This window comes from Bacillus sp. SD088, from assembly GCF_017355205.1.
GTDB lineage: Bacteria > Bacillota > Bacilli > Bacillales > Bacillaceae_C > Lederbergia.
On sequence record NZ_JADIJK010000010.1, the window covers coordinates 107,067 to 123,284 of the forward strand.

15 protein-coding genes are annotated in these 16,218 nt (G+C 39.1%); all 15 read right to left on the reverse strand.

Features of this window, described 5'->3' with window-relative positions:
• Positions 1-127 precede the first annotated feature (127 nt).
• The 15 genes from hisIE to IPU53_RS10800 all read right to left on the reverse strand — a co-directional run bounded on the left by hisIE (position 128) and on the right by IPU53_RS10800 (position 16,217).
• Positions 128-778, reverse strand: coding sequence for a bifunctional phosphoribosyl-AMP cyclohydrolase/phosphoribosyl-ATP diphosphatase HisIE (gene hisIE, locus IPU53_RS10730; protein WP_207450590.1), 651 nt, complete (start codon positions 776-778; stop codon positions 128-130).
• Positions 768-1,529: an imidazole glycerol phosphate synthase subunit HisF gene (gene hisF, locus IPU53_RS10735; protein ID WP_207450592.1), complete on the reverse strand. Its 762-nt coding sequence runs from the start codon at positions 1,527-1,529 to the stop codon at positions 768-770. The genes hisIE and hisF overlap by 11 nt, the downstream gene beginning before the upstream one ends.
• 6 nt (positions 1,530-1,535) lie before the next feature.
• Entirely contained in the window at positions 1,536-2,231 is a 696-nt protein-coding gene (gene hisA / locus IPU53_RS10740; RefSeq protein WP_207450594.1) for a 1-(5-phosphoribosyl)-5-[(5-phosphoribosylamino)methylideneamino]imidazole-4-carboxamide isomerase, read from the reverse strand.
• A 350-nt stretch (positions 2,232-2,581) separates the two neighbouring features.
• Complete coding sequence (gene hisB, locus IPU53_RS10745; RefSeq protein ID WP_207450596.1) at positions 2,582-3,169, reverse strand: imidazoleglycerol-phosphate dehydratase HisB; 588 nt, start codon at positions 3,167-3,169, stop codon at positions 2,582-2,584.
• A gap of 15 nt (positions 3,170-3,184) precedes the next feature.
• Positions 3,185-4,474: a histidinol dehydrogenase gene (gene hisD / locus IPU53_RS10750; RefSeq protein ID WP_207450598.1), complete on the reverse strand. Its 1,290-nt coding sequence runs from the start codon at positions 4,472-4,474 to the stop codon at positions 3,185-3,187.
• On the reverse strand, positions 4,471-5,094 hold the full coding sequence (hisG, locus tag IPU53_RS10755; protein WP_207450600.1) for an ATP phosphoribosyltransferase: 624 nt from the start codon (positions 5,092-5,094) through the stop codon (positions 4,471-4,473). The genes hisD and hisG overlap by 4 nt, the downstream gene beginning before the upstream one ends.
• Positions 5,091-6,215 carry an ATP phosphoribosyltransferase regulatory subunit gene (locus IPU53_RS10760; RefSeq protein ID WP_207450602.1) on the reverse strand — a complete coding sequence of 375 codons (1,125 nt, stop codon included), beginning with the start codon at positions 6,213-6,215 and terminating at the stop codon, positions 5,091-5,093. Before IPU53_RS10760 ends, hisG begins: the two co-directional genes overlap by 4 nt.
• A gap of 292 nt (positions 6,216-6,507) precedes the next feature.
• The gene (locus IPU53_RS10765) at positions 6,508-7,515 is read right to left on the reverse strand and encodes a family 20 glycosylhydrolase (RefSeq protein WP_207450604.1); all 1,008 of its coding nucleotides are present in this window, start codon (positions 7,513-7,515) and stop codon (positions 6,508-6,510) included.
• Positions 7,516-7,962: 447 nt separating this feature from the next.
• Positions 7,963-9,306 carry an ABC transporter substrate-binding protein gene (locus IPU53_RS10770; protein ID WP_207450606.1) on the reverse strand — a complete coding sequence of 448 codons (1,344 nt, stop codon included), beginning with the start codon at positions 9,304-9,306 and terminating at the stop codon, positions 7,963-7,965.
• Positions 9,307-9,553: 247 nt separating this feature from the next.
• Positions 9,554-10,648, reverse strand: coding sequence for a GntR family transcriptional regulator (locus IPU53_RS10775; RefSeq protein WP_278253270.1), 1,095 nt, complete (start codon positions 10,646-10,648; stop codon positions 9,554-9,556).
• Between the two features lie 276 nt (positions 10,649-10,924).
• Complete coding sequence (locus IPU53_RS10780; protein WP_207450609.1) at positions 10,925-11,695, reverse strand: hypothetical protein; 771 nt, start codon at positions 11,693-11,695, stop codon at positions 10,925-10,927.
• Positions 11,682-13,085, reverse strand: coding sequence for a sensor histidine kinase (locus IPU53_RS10785; protein WP_207450610.1), 1,404 nt, complete (start codon positions 13,083-13,085; stop codon positions 11,682-11,684). Before IPU53_RS10785 ends, IPU53_RS10780 begins: the two co-directional genes overlap by 14 nt.
• Positions 13,086-13,090: 5 nt before the next feature.
• Positions 13,091-13,798 (reverse strand): response regulator transcription factor, encoded by a 708-nt coding sequence (locus tag IPU53_RS10790; protein ID WP_242698224.1) that lies wholly within the window; start codon positions 13,796-13,798, stop codon positions 13,091-13,093.
• A 562-nt stretch (positions 13,799-14,360) separates the two neighbouring features.
• Positions 14,361-15,338, reverse strand: coding sequence for a carbohydrate ABC transporter permease (locus IPU53_RS10795; protein ID WP_242698225.1), 978 nt, complete (start codon positions 15,336-15,338; stop codon positions 14,361-14,363).
• 12 nt (positions 15,339-15,350) lie between these two features.
• Positions 15,351-16,217, reverse strand: a complete 867-nt coding sequence (locus IPU53_RS10800; protein ID WP_207450611.1) for a carbohydrate ABC transporter permease — start codon at positions 16,215-16,217, stop codon at positions 15,351-15,353.
• Position 16,218 lies beyond the last annotated feature (1 nt).

The following is a 16,218-nucleotide window of genomic DNA, read 5'->3' on the forward strand; positions in this document are numbered from 1 at the left end:
AATCAGGTATACATTAATGCAAAATATCAATATGTAATGTTTCATCAAAAACAAAAATAAGACTTTATACCCGGATCAATAGTATCTATATATATAAAAACAAGCCCCTGCGCAGGAGCTTGTTTTTTCACCAATTTTCTATTTCTGTTCGTTCCTTTTTGGCATTTCCTTTTTTATGGGATCTTTTTTCGAGTTCAGATTCTACTTCATCCAAAGCGACTCCTTGATCGGCTAACATGACAAGACAATGATAGAGAAGATCGCTACATTCATTAATAATCTCCTCTTTATCTTGGTTCTTAGCGCCTATAATAACTTCTCCAGCTTCTTCAATCAATTTTTTCGCGATTTTGTCTGTCCCTTTTTCAAAAAGATAGGTTGTATAAGAGCCAGCGACAGGGGTTGCTTTCCGTTCTTGAATTTCATTCATCAAACGTGCATAAATCGTTTGGTTCGAGGACTCTGTTACTTCCCCCTCTATCTGATGAAAGAAGCAGGATTTCTCACCTGTATGACACGCAGGACCTAAAGGATTGACTCTGATTAAAAGCGTATCCTGATCACAATCTAGCTGAATAGATTTAACCAATTGTCGATTTCCAGATGTTGCACCTTTATGCCAATATTCCTTGCGAGAGCGAGAATAAAACCATGTTTCCTTTGTCTCAAGTGTACGTTCATACGCTGCTTCATCCATATAAGCGAGCATGAGCACATCGTTTGTTTGATCCTCGACTATAATCGCAGGGATCAATCCTTTTGAAAAATCAGGCTTCATTTATTTTCACTCCTTGGTCAAGACAAAGCTCTTTTACAGCTTGAATACTTGTTGTCTGTTCATGAAAAATCGATGCGGCTAAGGCAGCATCCACATTTGTTTGTTCAAACACCTCGACAATATGCTCAGCACTGCCACAGCCTCCTGATGCAATAACAGGGATGGCAACAGCCTCGACAACCGCTCTCGTTAATTCAAGATCATATCCATCTTTCACTCCATCACGATCAACACTCGTTAATAAAATCGACCCGGCCCCAAGCTGCTCTACTTTTTTAGACCATTCAATCGCATCTAATCCTGTATCTTTTTGTCCCCCACGCGTCATCACATGCCATGTCCCATCTGGAGCAAGCTTCGCATCTACAGCCGCGACAATGGACGCAGCACCAAATTTTTTCGAGGCTGCGGCAACTAACTCGGGATTTTGAACAGCAGCAGAATTAATTCCTACCTTGTCGGCGCCAGCATTCAGAATCCTTTCAACGTCCTCAAGAGATTTAATTCCACCACCAACAGTAAAAGGAACCGTCGCCTTTTCAGCCACTTTCTGAACCATCTCAACAAGCGTATCTCGCTCTTCTGTTGTCGCTGAAATATCAAGAAATACGAGTTCATCAGCACCATCTTGACAATAAGCTGTCGCCATTTCAACAGGATCACCCATTTCTCGAAGCCCTTCAAAATGGACACCTTTCACAACTTTCCCATCTTTGAAATCTAAACAAGGTATTATTTTCTTTGCTGACATATATGTTCAACCCCTTAATTTAATAGTGCCTTCGTACATCGCCTTTCCAACAATTGCTTCTTGAATGCCAATTTCAGTGATCGCATCTAAATCTCCTTGATTGCGGATTCCACCAGAGGCAACAATATCACAGCTAACGGCCTCATGAATTTTTCGCAATTGCTCAAGATTCGGCCCTTGCATCGTTCCGTCTTTGGAGATATCTGTAAAAACAATTCTTTTTACACCTAACTGCTCCATTTTTTGCGCAAATTCGAGATAATCAACCTCTGTTTCTGTTTCCCAGCCTCTTGTCGCCACTTTTTCATCGCGTGCGTCAATGCCAATCACAATATTTTCTTGATACTCTTCTAAAGCTGCTTTCAAAAATGCTTCATCTTCAAGAGCCGCTGTGCCGATCACAACTCTAGACACCCCTGCCTCAATATAGGCCTTAACCGTTTCTAGCGTCCGAATCCCACCTCCCACTTGAATTGGAACAGAGGAGGAGTTGGCTAGCTTTGAAATTAAGTCGAGCTGTTCCGGCTTCCCAGACCGCGCTCCATCCAAGTCCACCATATGAACAACCTTTGCACCATCTTCGATAAAAGTATGTAACTGAGATTCTGGAGCGCTCCCTACTTGCGTTGTTTGTTTAAAATCTCCTTGATAGAGTCTGACACATTTTCCATTAATGAGATCCATTGCCGGTAAAATAACCATTTTCTTCCCCCTTGTTAAGAAAAGCGCAAGGCGCCCGCCTATCGGCGACAAGCAAATGTTCTGAGACAAAGAAAGGCGTTCTTTGCCTTTCATTGGCTCAGGTTATTTGACCTCGAGCCGATGGCGCCTGGAGCTGGACAATACCTATATCCAGCGCCAATGTATCCTAAGATAAATTTTTATAATTTCTTATCTTTTAAGAAAAGCGCAAACGCTCATTTATAGTTGTTGGAGCCAGATAAGCGCCAAATTTCTTTTTTTATTTTATTGAATTGTACAATTTACTCTCGGATAACAGTTTTTTACTTCCAAGCAAGGACCAAATTTACGAGAAGATAGCTTATTTCGAGCTATTCCAGTATACCCTTCGTGGAAATAACCCCTTTTATACTTGGATCAATACGGACTGCTTCTGCTAAAGCGCGCCCAAGTGCTTTAAAGAGGGCCTCAATTTTATGATGGGTATTTTCCCCATATAGAATGCGGGCATGTAACGTAATTCCTGCGTTGAATGCAAAGGCGCGGAAAAATTCCTTCACCAATTCTGTATCAAAATTTCCTAAAGATTGAGTGGAAAAATCGCCATCAAAATGAAGATAGGGGCGGCCACTGATGTCTAATGAAACAAAGCCAAGTGCTTCATCCATTGGCACATAGGAGGTGCCATAGCGAACAATTCCTACCTTATCACCTAAAGCTTCCCGCACTGCTTTCCCTAATACGATCCCTGTATCTTCCACTGTATGGTGACTATCAATATGTAAATCACCTGCGACTTTTACGCTTAATCCAATCCGACCATGTCTAGCAAATGCTTCGAGCATATGATCGAAGAAACCGACACCTGTTTCGACTTCAACTTGACTTGGATCATCTAAACGACATTCCAGTGCAATATTTGTTTCCTTTGTCTCTCTTTGATTAGAAGCTATTCTCATCTCTTTCACTCCTACTTATTCACGATTATGATTCATTCTTATGGCAACAGCTCGGCCGTGGCCAGCAAGTTCTTCCTGTTCTGCAATACTTTCAATAGCGGGAGCAGCCTTTTGTAAGGCCTGTTCTGAATAATATACATAGGTCGTTTTCTTGATAAAATCGTCTACCGATAAACCCGATGAAAATCTCGCCGTCCCTGATGTTGGTAATACATGATTCGGTCCTGCAAAATAATCTCCAACCGATTCTGGAGTATGGTGTCCGATGAATACAGAACCAGCATTTTTCACTTTTCCTAAATAAGATAAAGCATTATCGATTTGGATTTCCAAATGTTCGGGTGCTAAATCATTGACAAACATGAAAGCCGTGTCAAGCGAATCAACAAGAACCGCTCCCCCTTCATTTTTCAATGAGGTTTCTGCAATCTCTCTTCTTGGTAAACTCTCACATTGTTTCTTTAATTCGACTATTACCTCATTTAGTAGCTGTTCCGAAGTGGTAAATAAAAAAGCACGCGCTTTTTCATCATGCTCTGCTTGGGCAATTAAATCGGCTGCAACATATTCAGGACGAGCTGTTTCGTCAGCAATGATTGCAACCTCTGAAGGACCAGCAATCATATCAATGCCCACATCACCAAAAACAAGAGATTTTGCAGCTGCAACATATTCATTCCCTGGTCCAACAATTTTATCGACAGCTTCGATACTTTCTGTCCCATAGGCCAATGCAGCAATCGCTTGGGCCCCACCCACTTTATAAATGGTTTGCACACCAGCTATATCTGCTGCAACCGATAAAATAGGGGCGATTTTCCCCGCTTTTGCCGGTGTCACCATGACAAGTTGAGAAACATCTGCTAAAACCGCCGGTATAGCATTCATTAACACACTAGAAGGATAACAAGCTTTCCCGCCCGGGACATAAATGCCAACCCGTTCAATCGGCCGAAATAACTGTCCGGACATCACTTCATCTGTTACTTGCATGATCCGCGATTGTTGGAGCTGTTTGGCATGAAAAGAGCGGATATTCTCTGCAGCCTTCTGTAAAGCTGTTACTACATCGGCTGGTACTTCTTTCCATGCAGCTTCTCGTTCTTCCTTTGTGACAACAAGATTTTTTGGTGCGCCTCCATCAAATTTTTCCATATATTCCCGCAAAGCAGTATCGCCATTCTGACGCACATTTTCAATAATTGATTGTACTGTTTTTAGAGTCGACTCCATAAATGGCTGTTTTTTTGTTTTTTTAGAAATAAATTGCTCTGTAAATTTGTTTGGAGAATAAATCGAGATCATTTGACAACCTCCTCAATTCGAAAAGCTTCGATAAAAGGATAAAGAATCGCTTTTTTTAATTTCAAGGAATTACGATTGGCAATACACCTTGCCGAAATCGAGAACATCTCTTCTTTCACAATCAAGCCATTTTCTTTTAGCGTATTTCCTGTTTCTACAATATCGACAATATTATCAGCAAGACCTAGAAGTGGAGCCAATTCTACTGAGCCTTCCAATTTTACAATATCAACAGATTTGCCCTGTTCCCGAAAATAGTTTGTTGTAATATTAGGATATTTTGTCGCAATTTTTTGCTTGCCTAATGAGGTATTAGATTCAGGTTCTCCAGCAACTGCAAACCGACATTGCCCAAACGGAAGTGGAAGCAAATCAAAGACATCAGGCTGAACTTCCAGTAAAATATCTTCGCCAACGATTCCCAGGTCCGCGATTCCATGTTCCACATATGTGGCGACATCGATCCCTTTGGCAAAAAAAGCCAAAAACTGGTCCGTTTCTACTTGAAGTTTCCTACCTTTATCAAGTAAAGGGGCTACATCGAATCCCCGCTCTTCAAGGAACTGAATAAACTGCTTCTCTACCCTCCCCTTTGTTAAAGCGACAACAGGCTTTATCATCTTTCCATCACCTCTATCCTTCCATCTTTTTCAATGATTTCTAAAATAACATCATATTGAATATGTGCCAATGGCTCTGTTTGAATATCCACAATTGCATCCTGATATTTCATTCTTAATTTTTCTGCGTCCACTAAAGTAGCTTCAGAAGCGATGACACAAATATGTGGAGTATCCTTTGCTTCCTCTATATGTTCTGCCAATACATCCACATCAAAAGCTAGACCGACAGCGGAGATTGGTTCACCAAACTGTTCATAAAGCCGATCATATCTTCCTCCTGAGAAACAATCCGCTCCTGTTTCTTTCAAAAAGCCTCTGAACATCGTTCCTGAATAATAAGGGAGATTTTTTACTCTTCCTAAATCAATTAAAATCTCCTGATTCCCTGATTGTTCTACAATTCTAGCAAGCTTTTTCAAGTGGTCGACTATCTCTAACAAATCCGCTCGATCTTTCCAACGTTCTTCATAATCTGTTAAGATCTCTAAAGAGCCAAAAGCATCGACAAGAGAAGCTAATTCTACTGCACTTTTTTCATTTTTTCCATTAAGCGCAATTTGATAAACCTCATCTTTTTTCTTATCATGCATCGCCTGTCTTAATCGTTTTTCATCTACTTCCGACAACGATAATGGTCTGACTAAACTTTCAAAAATTTCAGTGTGGCCTAGTTCAATGAGACAATCTCCCATCTGTAACTCCTTCAATAAAGAGCTCGCCATATATAAGCTTTCACTTTCTCCCATTAATGGCGGTAAATGCAAGGATTCCACACCAATTTGATGGGATTCAATCCCTGGGATTGATTGTTTAAAAACGGACCCTATGTACCCCCATTTTTGTGGGACCTTTGCTTGCGTTGATAATGCGCGTGCAATCGATGTCGTCCAGTCAGGACGTAACACCTCAATTTCGCCTTCCGGGTTAAACCATTTCATCATATCCTGCAATTTCATATCTACATACTGATTCGTAAAAGTAGCAGCATACTCTACAACTGGTGTCGAAATCAGGGAATAACCTCTTCTTCTTATTACTTTTCTGAATACTTCCATGACATGGAAGCGATGATCAATAGAAGACCCCATTTCATCTCTGCTACCTGCCGGCAAAAACATACAAGTCACATCCTATTTCTTTAATCCACTATCACTCTATCGAACTAAAGGATATTTTTAATTTCTTATACTGTATCATACTATAAAATGTACCGTCAATGGTAAACCAGGAAAAAGAATATTGTATGAATCCTGTTTACAGAAATGAACAGTGAATACTGTAAAGAAGACCCTAGAATTGAGGGTATATAGGAAAGATAGCGATATCAACTCCTATCTGACAGGGTCTATTCATTCCTATCTCCACAAAAAAGCCCTTAGCAATGATTGGTTCCATCATTACTAAGGGTGTTCACTTTAATCTCTTTGTCACCTGTTCCAGTGTTTCACTTAATTCCTTCAATTCTCCTTCAAGTTGGTTGGTGATAAATTGTTCAAAAGCGGGCTTATTCCAACCATTCCATGAAGTAACGAGCATTCCCGGCATCCGCTCTTGGACATTAAGTTCCTTTGCCGCCTGTAAGCTTTCTTCAAGAAAAGCGATGGCTGCGTTTGTTTTATACCAACAGGCAGGAATTACTTTAAAACCCTTTTCTAGAAATATCTTAGTAGAAGGATAAGATGGGTGCCGGTCATAATGCCAATCAGTAATCGTAATATCTGCTGGGATTTGGTCAATCGCTTTATAAGTGCCCAATGTATCTGATTCCCATCTATTATGGTATCCTGTTTCTTCACTGCTTATTAATCGGTCTCCCCACATGAACATTTCCAAGCCATGCTTTTCAACAATGTGACGATGCATATCCTTTACTGCTTTTGCGAATAAATCTGCACGTTCATGTCCCTTACAGCGAGGACATTGATCATCCGCGAGCTCGGTTACTTCATCCATCCCAACATGAAACCCATCACATCCAAAGGCTTCGATTAATTCATTGATCAATTCAAAAGCAAGCCGATTTACATCCGGATGATTGGGGCACCAACTAGGAGCAAAAAAGTCAGGCCATTTCACATCGGTTGGAACATGAGGGGTTTCATCAAATTGAGGATAGTTTTTGAGAATACTATTTCGTCCTCCTCCCCACCCCTGATGACCTAGACATTGAAACAACGGGATTAATCGAATACCATTTTCACGACAGAGCGAGGATAATTCTTTTGCGTCTTCTTTTGTCAGTGTACCTTCAGATAACTCAGGATGTGATTCAAATTGAAAGGACGTATTACATTCCAATAGCAATAAATTAATCCCTTTTGGTACCAATACCTTTACAATAAATTGTTTGAATGGTTCTACCAAATCATGGGATCCAAAGCGTAAATGAAAACCTCTTACCGCTTTAGCCATATTCATTTTTCCACCTCGTTTATTCGTTTCGTATAAAGTGAAACTTCATCAGTGAGGATTTTCTTCCTCCCCACTGATTTTCAGAGGATCAAAGGCTAAATTCGCGCCATCCTGGCGGCAGACTCAAACGCGACGTCCTGTCGCTTCGTCTGCACTAGTACAGCCTATACGTCGCTACGCCTTTGTGACCAACATCTTGTTGCCTGAACCAATCGGGGATCTACTGGGAGTTGCCCCCCATGTTTCTCCTCGAATTCTTGAAATGGGGTCTTACTGCCAGTTGATTCGGGATAAAAGAGGCTGGGACGAAAGTGCTTTCACCAAGGAAAAAACGAACTAGTAAGTGCATATACTCGCTCCAGAAATATACTTCGCTATGATAATACATCGTTCGTCTTTGGAGCTTAACATTTTAGTTATGTCCCAGCCTCCTACCATATCCTATAAACTCCATTACTCTTGAGCTTTTTGCCGCTCCACAAGTTCGGTCATCTGTTCCTCATATTGGCGCAAGTATTCATTAACATCCTTACCGGAATTGGCGAACTCTTCAAATTCCCCCCATGGGATACTTCCATATTTAGCTGGATTATCCGGTCCTGTTGCATAGCCATTTTCGAAAAGTGCCTGAAGATGTTTATCACTTATTTCTGGCTTCCCATCACCAAATGCGGCTTGTACATCAGGATTTACTAGGATAGAAGCGGTACCTTGTTTAGATTTTTCCATTTGCACTTCATCAGACAAAAGGTAATCAATCATTTCCATAATCAATTCTTTATGCTCACTAGGTTCTGTAATCGCAAAGCCACCACTATTAGGCTGCGGATTCAAACCTTCATACCCTTCCCAAACAGGATAAGTGGCGATATCAATATTATCTTTTTCCAACCAACCCCAGTTCGTTCCAGAGGGTGCCATCGCCACATTGTCTTTACCAAATTCAGCTCCCCAGTTCATTAGCAAGCTACCTGGTTCCTCAGTTGGATAATTCCCTGGAATCGAAATCGTGTCTTCAATCATTTTGAAAAAACGTTTATAGTCGTCATTCCCAGAAATATTCACTTCATCTGTATCAGGATCAACAGCTTGTGTGCTAAATTGCGTCCATGCATCATAGGGTACATCAAGATCTAAGCCACGATATTCTACACCATTTCTTTCACCTGTTAAATCTTTTGCTAGTTCGACAACCTCTTCCCATGTCATGCCATCCTCTGGGTAATTCACACCAAATGTATCAAATACATCTTTATTATAGTGTAAAGCCCATGTTGGCCGGCTGTTCGGAATAGCATAAAGGCTACCTTCATCATTCGGGTCTTGTTTACGTGTATATTCAACAATCGAAGGCTCTAATCTTGAAATGTCAAATCCGACTTTATCAACGATTTCATCATGATTATACGCTAAACCAAGCTCATCCATAAATTGTATATGCGTGGCAATACCTAGAGTGACAACATCGGGTGATTTCCCCGCAGCAATGATATTTTCTAATGTTTCGGGGTGGTCAGTTCCCGCTTCTTGGACTTCAATCGTCACATTTGGAAACTCCTCTTTTAAAAGGTCTCCATAATCCTTCAAAAATTCCTCTTCTCCCCATTGGTGTGCCCAACGAATTGTCGCTTCTTGCTCTCTTATATTCGTCTCTTCGACTTTCTCTGTGTCATCACCTTTTTTGTTATCGTTATTGTCTCCATTTACAGATTCATTCGAATTACCACATGCTGCCACAAACGCTAACATACAACCAATGACAATGAATAATACTAGTAACTTACTTTTCTCTCTCAATTTGCTTTTCCCCCTTTTTTATTTTCAATATTCCCCAGCTCGCATAAGATAAAGCCAGCTCATCCCGATAAAATCGCGACAATATATTAAATCTGTTCATATGAATTTGTTGGGAAGATCACCTCCTAAAATACCAAGCATTTGCCCTATGTATATACCAAGAGCAACCTCTTTTCTTCAAAATAATAAAGTGTCTCTTTCTCTATATTCATAATTATGAATATATTTTTCACAAACAATAAATCTCCTAAACAAAAGTTTGCCTTTCCTCCTGTTCGAATGTCTTAATTACTTGATCATTAATATGCACAGGCACCATGATTTGTTGGACCTCTTTTTCATTTTTGAATTGTGATTGCAAAATTTTGACGGCGATTTCCCCCATTTGCTCCGAGTTTTGTTTCGCTGTCAAAATTGGGTAGAGATCCAATTCACGGTCCTGATCAAAAGAGGCAATAGAAAATTCTTCTGGAATTTGCTTATCGAGTCTTTTGGCCGCTTGATAAGCAATTTTGCCAGCATAAGCATTCATAGCAAATATACCGGATATATCAGGATTTGCTTGTAAAAATCCAACAGCTTTTTCTATTACATTCTCATGAAGGATGTCAGTAAACCAAGACGAACGATCAATGGGCATTTTCGCATCTTCGAGAGCTTGCACAAATCCTTTAATTCTGTCTTCCACAGTAATCGTTGCATAATTTGGTGTAGTAAACAAACTAATTTTTTGCTGATACTCGCAAAGTCTTTTAGTCAATTGATAGGCACCTGTGACATTATCAGAATAAACCGCGGATGTTTCAATTCCTTTGAGATAACGGTCTAGTAAAACCAATGGAAACCCGTCCAATGTAAGACGAAGGATCTCTTCGTTATATACCTGATTATCTACAGGAAAAATGATTAATCCTTTTACACCTATTTTCAACATCATCTTGATCGCATTTTTTTCGACATTACTATTATGATGTGATTGTTTCAGTATTAACCCATAAGCCATTGCATTAACAGCGGTTTCAACACTAGACAAAATTTGAGCGGAATACTGTTCAACAACCTCAGGCATAATCAAACCGATAAGCGGGGTGTCGGATTTGGACTCGCTGTATGTTTCCTTTCTTGCCCATTCGTCTCTAGATGGTTCAGCGACAAAGGTTCCTTTTCCAGGAATTCTATAGACTTTTCCATCTCCTGCAAGTTTGATAAGTGCATTTTTTGACGTAATACGGCTTACATTAAACTGTTTTGCTAATTCTGCCTCTGAAGGTAGCCGGTCATGCATTTTGTATATACCCTCTTCCATTTTTCCCGTTAAAAAATTGCTGATCTGGATATACAAAGGTGTTTTATTGCTAATTCAAATCCCCCCTCCCAAATCCTGGTATATCAGGTTGTATCTAGAAATACTGGATATATTCATAATATAAGCGCTTTCTCCATCTTAGTCAAGCGCTTTCATTGAAATAAAAATGAATTTACACAAGATATCTCGGAAGCAATCGGATAAACGGTTAATTCTTGATTTCCCATCCCCCATTTTTACTTTTGAAAATGTCTCATCAAACAAAAAAAGCCCTCTCAACTAAAGAGGACTTTATTGCACAAAAGTGGGATTTTATTTTCGAGTCTTAGATAAAATCGTCATAAATACCAATTGAATCAGCGTCATGATGTAGGAATACACTAGAATCATTCCGATCACAATCGTCGGAGACCACATTATATGGATGAAAAGACTTAAGCCCGAACAGATCACATACATGACGCTAATTGTTAACATTGTCGGTACTAATGATTTAGCTAAATAGGTACGACTTAATTTAAGCGCTCCAGGAATATGAACTTTGTCTAATACAATCGTAAACTCTAGATAAATAAAGATGATTCGCAAAACAATCAAGCTGCTTAACGCAGCAAAGCCACCTATCCCAGGAAAGAAAATAACGAGAAAAGCGGTTAAACTTATTTTAAGAAAATACAGGATTATCTCTAGAATAAGAAATTGCAACCAATTTTTCTTACTCGCTTTAATAAATTCAGAAAATGAATAACTTTCGCCTTCTACTACGGTATGTAAAGATTGAATATAACCTCCTTGGAGAAATGTCCTAATAACAATTAGGATCAATACAGCCGCGCCTGAAAAAAAGGTTGTTTCAGCAGGACCGTTGAAGAAGGATAATTGATTAGCGAATAAAGGAATATTCTCGATATGACTAACAGATGGGAAGCCCATCTCTAAAATTAGTTTGACCGAAAACATTGATTGTCCGTTAAAGCCGATAAAATAAAAGCCGATCGCGAACGCAATCAAATCATAAATAATTGGATAAACAAAGATGATGCCGTTTCGATGAATCTCTCGAATGCTGTTATATAGCCTCATGAATTCCCTCCGAATTTTTGCTCTGCCCTTCTATTGCAACAAGTTGATTATCTAGCGGGATTTCGACCCAGAATATTGAGCCTTTTTCCAGCTCACTTTCTACACCGATTTGTCCCCCATGCGCATGGACAAGCGCCTTCGATATACTAAGTCCAATCCCTGATCCACCATAATCGCGGGATCGTGATTTGTCGATGCGGTAAAACCTATTAAAGACCAAGTTTAATTCATCTTCTGAAATGCCGATTCCATTATCCTGGCAATAAAATACAAAGTGATCATCCAGAATTTCGATAGTCACCCAAACATCACCGCCTGGTGGCGTATACTTCAAAGCATTCGAAAGAAGATTTGTAATTACTTGGATCATTCGATCTGGATCTATGTAAGCCGTACAAGGCATACTTGGTGAATTAAAATGCATTTTGATTTTTCTTTGTTTGGCAATAAATAGAAAGCCTTCATATACCCCTCTTACCAAATCAGTAATATAGATTTTCCTAATCTTTAACTTAAACCTAGCTCCTTCTGCCTCTGATAATTGCTGAACATTACTAACCAATCTCGAAAATCTTTCCACTTCCTCATATATATCTTGTAAATTTTTATCTGTTTTCGGATAAACACCATCGACGATTGCTTCCAAACGGGCTAACACAGACGTAAGTGGTGTTCGTAATTCATGCGTTAAATCTTCCATCATTTGTTTACGCCAGTTCTCTACATTATTAAATTCTATTAACAGATTATTAATACTATCAATTAATTGCTTAGTTTCTGTTGTCCCAACCCTTGGGACGAATTCTTCTCGGTTCCCCTTTAATATTTTCTCAGCGTATCTCGCAGAAATCTTCATTGGTTCTGCATATCTTTTGGCAATGATTAGACTAATAATCAATGCAAGCAAGCTAGCAAAGATAAGAATATAAATTCGTCTGTGTGCCAATTCTTCTTCCAACCTTAGTATGGCCGGAGAGCTTAAATCTTCCTTCATATCATAATAAGCATGTAAATATCCAAGTGTTTTTCCATCCTTTACAATCGGCAATTCAACTACATAGGGATCATTATATCTTGAATAGTCTAGCTTATTTTTAAATAAAACATGTCCGGTATCTTCTTGTACAAATTCAACAGGTGTTGCATATTCCTGGGCCATTTGCTCAAATCGTTTCCTATTCGCTGAAGCTTCAAGCGGATCCTTTAAATCTGCTCGGAAAAAAAAGCTCATCTGATAAGCTTTTTCGGAAAAATATTTTTGCTTATACTCTGTTAAAAGACGATCAGTAGAAAACCATAAAGTATAATAGATGCCAATAAGACCAAGGAGAGATAGAATAAATAGAATCATAAAAATGGAAACTTCCGTCCTTTTAAAAAATGATTTCATGAAATTCAAACTTCCTTATCTAAGAAACTATTAAATGTGTAGCCTGCACCGATCTTTGTCACAATATACTTTGGTTTTTTGGGATCTTGCTCAATCTTTTTGCGTAAATTTTTGATATGTGCATCCATCGCTCTCCCATCACCAATATATCGATAACCTTGTACTATATAAGATAAATCTTGACGACTAAAAATTTTCCTTGGTTTCTTCACTAACGCATCTAATATTTTAAACTCAGTGGAAGTTAGCTTTACGGATTTTTGATTAACTAAAACTTCTTGCGTTTCAAAGTTAATCACCAAATCATTTTGATTCAAGCGCAAGATCGGATCCTCTTGTTTTTTCAGCATATCGATTCTCCGTAATAGAGCATTAATTCTGGCCAAAACCTCTTTAATTCGAAAAGGTTTAACGATATAATCATCTGCCCCAATGTTCAAGCCATTAATCATATCATCTTCACGAGATTTAGAAGAAATAATCATAATCGGGACTTGAGATGTTTCTCTAATTCTTCTGCATACATCTTCACCAGACATTTTGGGAATCATGAGATCTAACAAAATGACATCCACTTTAAATTTCTCCACAACTTGAAGCGCTTCCATTCCGTCGCTAGCAATATAAACATGCCAGCCTTCTTTTAGAAAATAAGACTGTAAAACTTCACGGATCGATTTTTCATCTTCAACAATGAGAATATCCATATCCATTTTTTCATCCATCCTTTTTTTGTTAGTCATAAGTTGGTAAGGGCAGCTTTATTCACAAAGAAAGTAATTCTGTCATGAACATAAGCGCAAGCATCCATTTTATAGATGAACGGTCAGGTCATGACATCTCACAAGTCATTGAACACTGAAACGGCTTTCATTCTGCCTAACACGATGGTTCTAAATGCAAATCTTCGAAGTTACTTAAACTTCAACCTATTCTATAAACTACCATCTGTTTACAATCTTGTCAATTTCATTTCAGAAAGAACAAAAGTGCAAGCGCCTTGAACTAGGAAGAAAGGCTAAATTCGCGCCCTCCTACGCACGATTTTTCTCCATTTTGACTTAATTTTTGGTCTGTAGAACTCTCTACGTACCACTTTTCTTCGTTTTGACTTGATTTTTGGTGCGTAGAACTCTCTACGTACCACTTTTCTTCGTTTTGACTTGATTTTTGGTGCGTAGAACTCTCTACGCACCACTTTTCTTCGTTTTTACCTGATTTCCCAAGCACTAAAAAAAACTCGCCCCAGTGCTGAGGGCGAGTTCCATCTTTCACTTATTCTACTAAACCTGTGCGTTCTACCCCTTCCACAAAATGGCGTTGGAAGATCAAAAAGATCAATAACGGCGGAAGGATGGCGAGAAAACTGGCTGCCATTTTGACAGCTCCCGCTTCATCGGCAGACATTTGTTGGGATTCCACAAAGCTTTCGATCACCCGATCTAGCGACAACATTTCACTAGCCAGTGGTAAATACTGTGAATCTACTAAAAACATTTTTGGTAAATAAGTATCGTTCCAGGTCCAAACAAAGGAGAATAGGAACACCACTAACAGTGCAGGCTTTGCTAATGGGAGCATTACTTTCAAAAAGAAGCGAAATGCGCTGGCACCATCAATTTTTGCTGCTTCTTCCAATTCCTTTGGTTGGGTGAGAAAGAATTGCCGGAAAATAATGACAAACAGAGAACCCTTTACTCCAAACCCTAAAATCGATGGGACAATTAGCGTAAGAAAGCTGTCATTGATTCCCAATTTTGTATAACCAATAATGGTTGGAAGCACCGTGACTTGCGGTGGAATAATGAAAGCAACAATCAATAAACCAAACACAATTTTTTTGAAAGGAAACTCTAAACGGGCCAATGCATAACCAGCTAGAGCACAAGTGATACAATGAAAAACAGCTGAACTCAATGCAACGATCATACTAATGGAGAAAGCTTGCCCATAATGCAGAGCCTTCCAAGCTTGTTTGATATGCCCCATATAAATTTCAGATGGGATCCACGTAATGGTCGGGTTAATTAAATCTCTTTCACTCATCACCATATTGACAATCATTTTTAAAATTGGGTTTAAATAAATATAAGAGGTTGCGATAAATATTGTATATAGAAAGGCTTTAAAGAGCAGCCCTTCGTTAATTTCCTTACCCAGAATGACATATTTGGCGGTCGTAAGCCCTCTTTGCAAATAATGTCCTTTCTTCGGCCTTTGATACTTTTTCATCGTGCCTGTATTTGCATTCATTTCCTCGCCTCCTTAACGACTTGCTGCTCTTTGTCTTTTATTAATACGGACGAAAATAAACATGACGATCATTAGGAATATAGCGATAATCAAGAAGTAAACCCACGCGAGCGCACTACTATATCCATAATTTCCAGTACCAATTAAGTCGATAATAGGATTAAATGGGAATGTGAACATATCGACAACCGTATAAATTAAATTTAGGAAAATAAAAGGTGCCATAGCGGGTAAGGTAATTTTCCAGAAAACCTCCCATGGATTCGCTCCATCAATTCGCGCCGATTCATAAGCGGAGTTACTGATCGTTTGCCGCCCCGCTAAGAAAATCAAAATTTGTACACCGGAGTACCATAACACAAGTACAAATCGATTCAGAATAGTTTTAACTGAATTCCCCCATGTACTGTTTCCTAGAAAAGCATCCAAATATTCCCCTAGTGCAAATTTCTCTAAAAATCCTAAGCTTCCCTCTCCTTGATTGACAAATTCAGTTAAGAGATACCCGGTTGTGAAAATAACCGGGAGGAAAAAGATTGTACGAAATAGGAAACGCCCATGCAGCTTCTGATTCAGCAATATAGCAATCAGCAAGGAGAAAATGATGATGATCGGTACCATTAAGACAATCTCCTGAAAAAAGGGAATCAGCTGATCATAAAACTCAGAGCTATTTAATAAGATTTCTCGATAATATTTGATACCGTTAAACTCATATTGCATCCCAGATGGAAGGATTTTCACTTGATGAAAACTCATATACAAGGAAAATCCTAATGGAAAGGCAAGGAAAATCAAAAATCCAAGCATCCAGGGGGCAATAAATAATGACCCTTCTAAATTACGTGCGACTTTTGCGTTTATCCTCCTTTTTTTCATG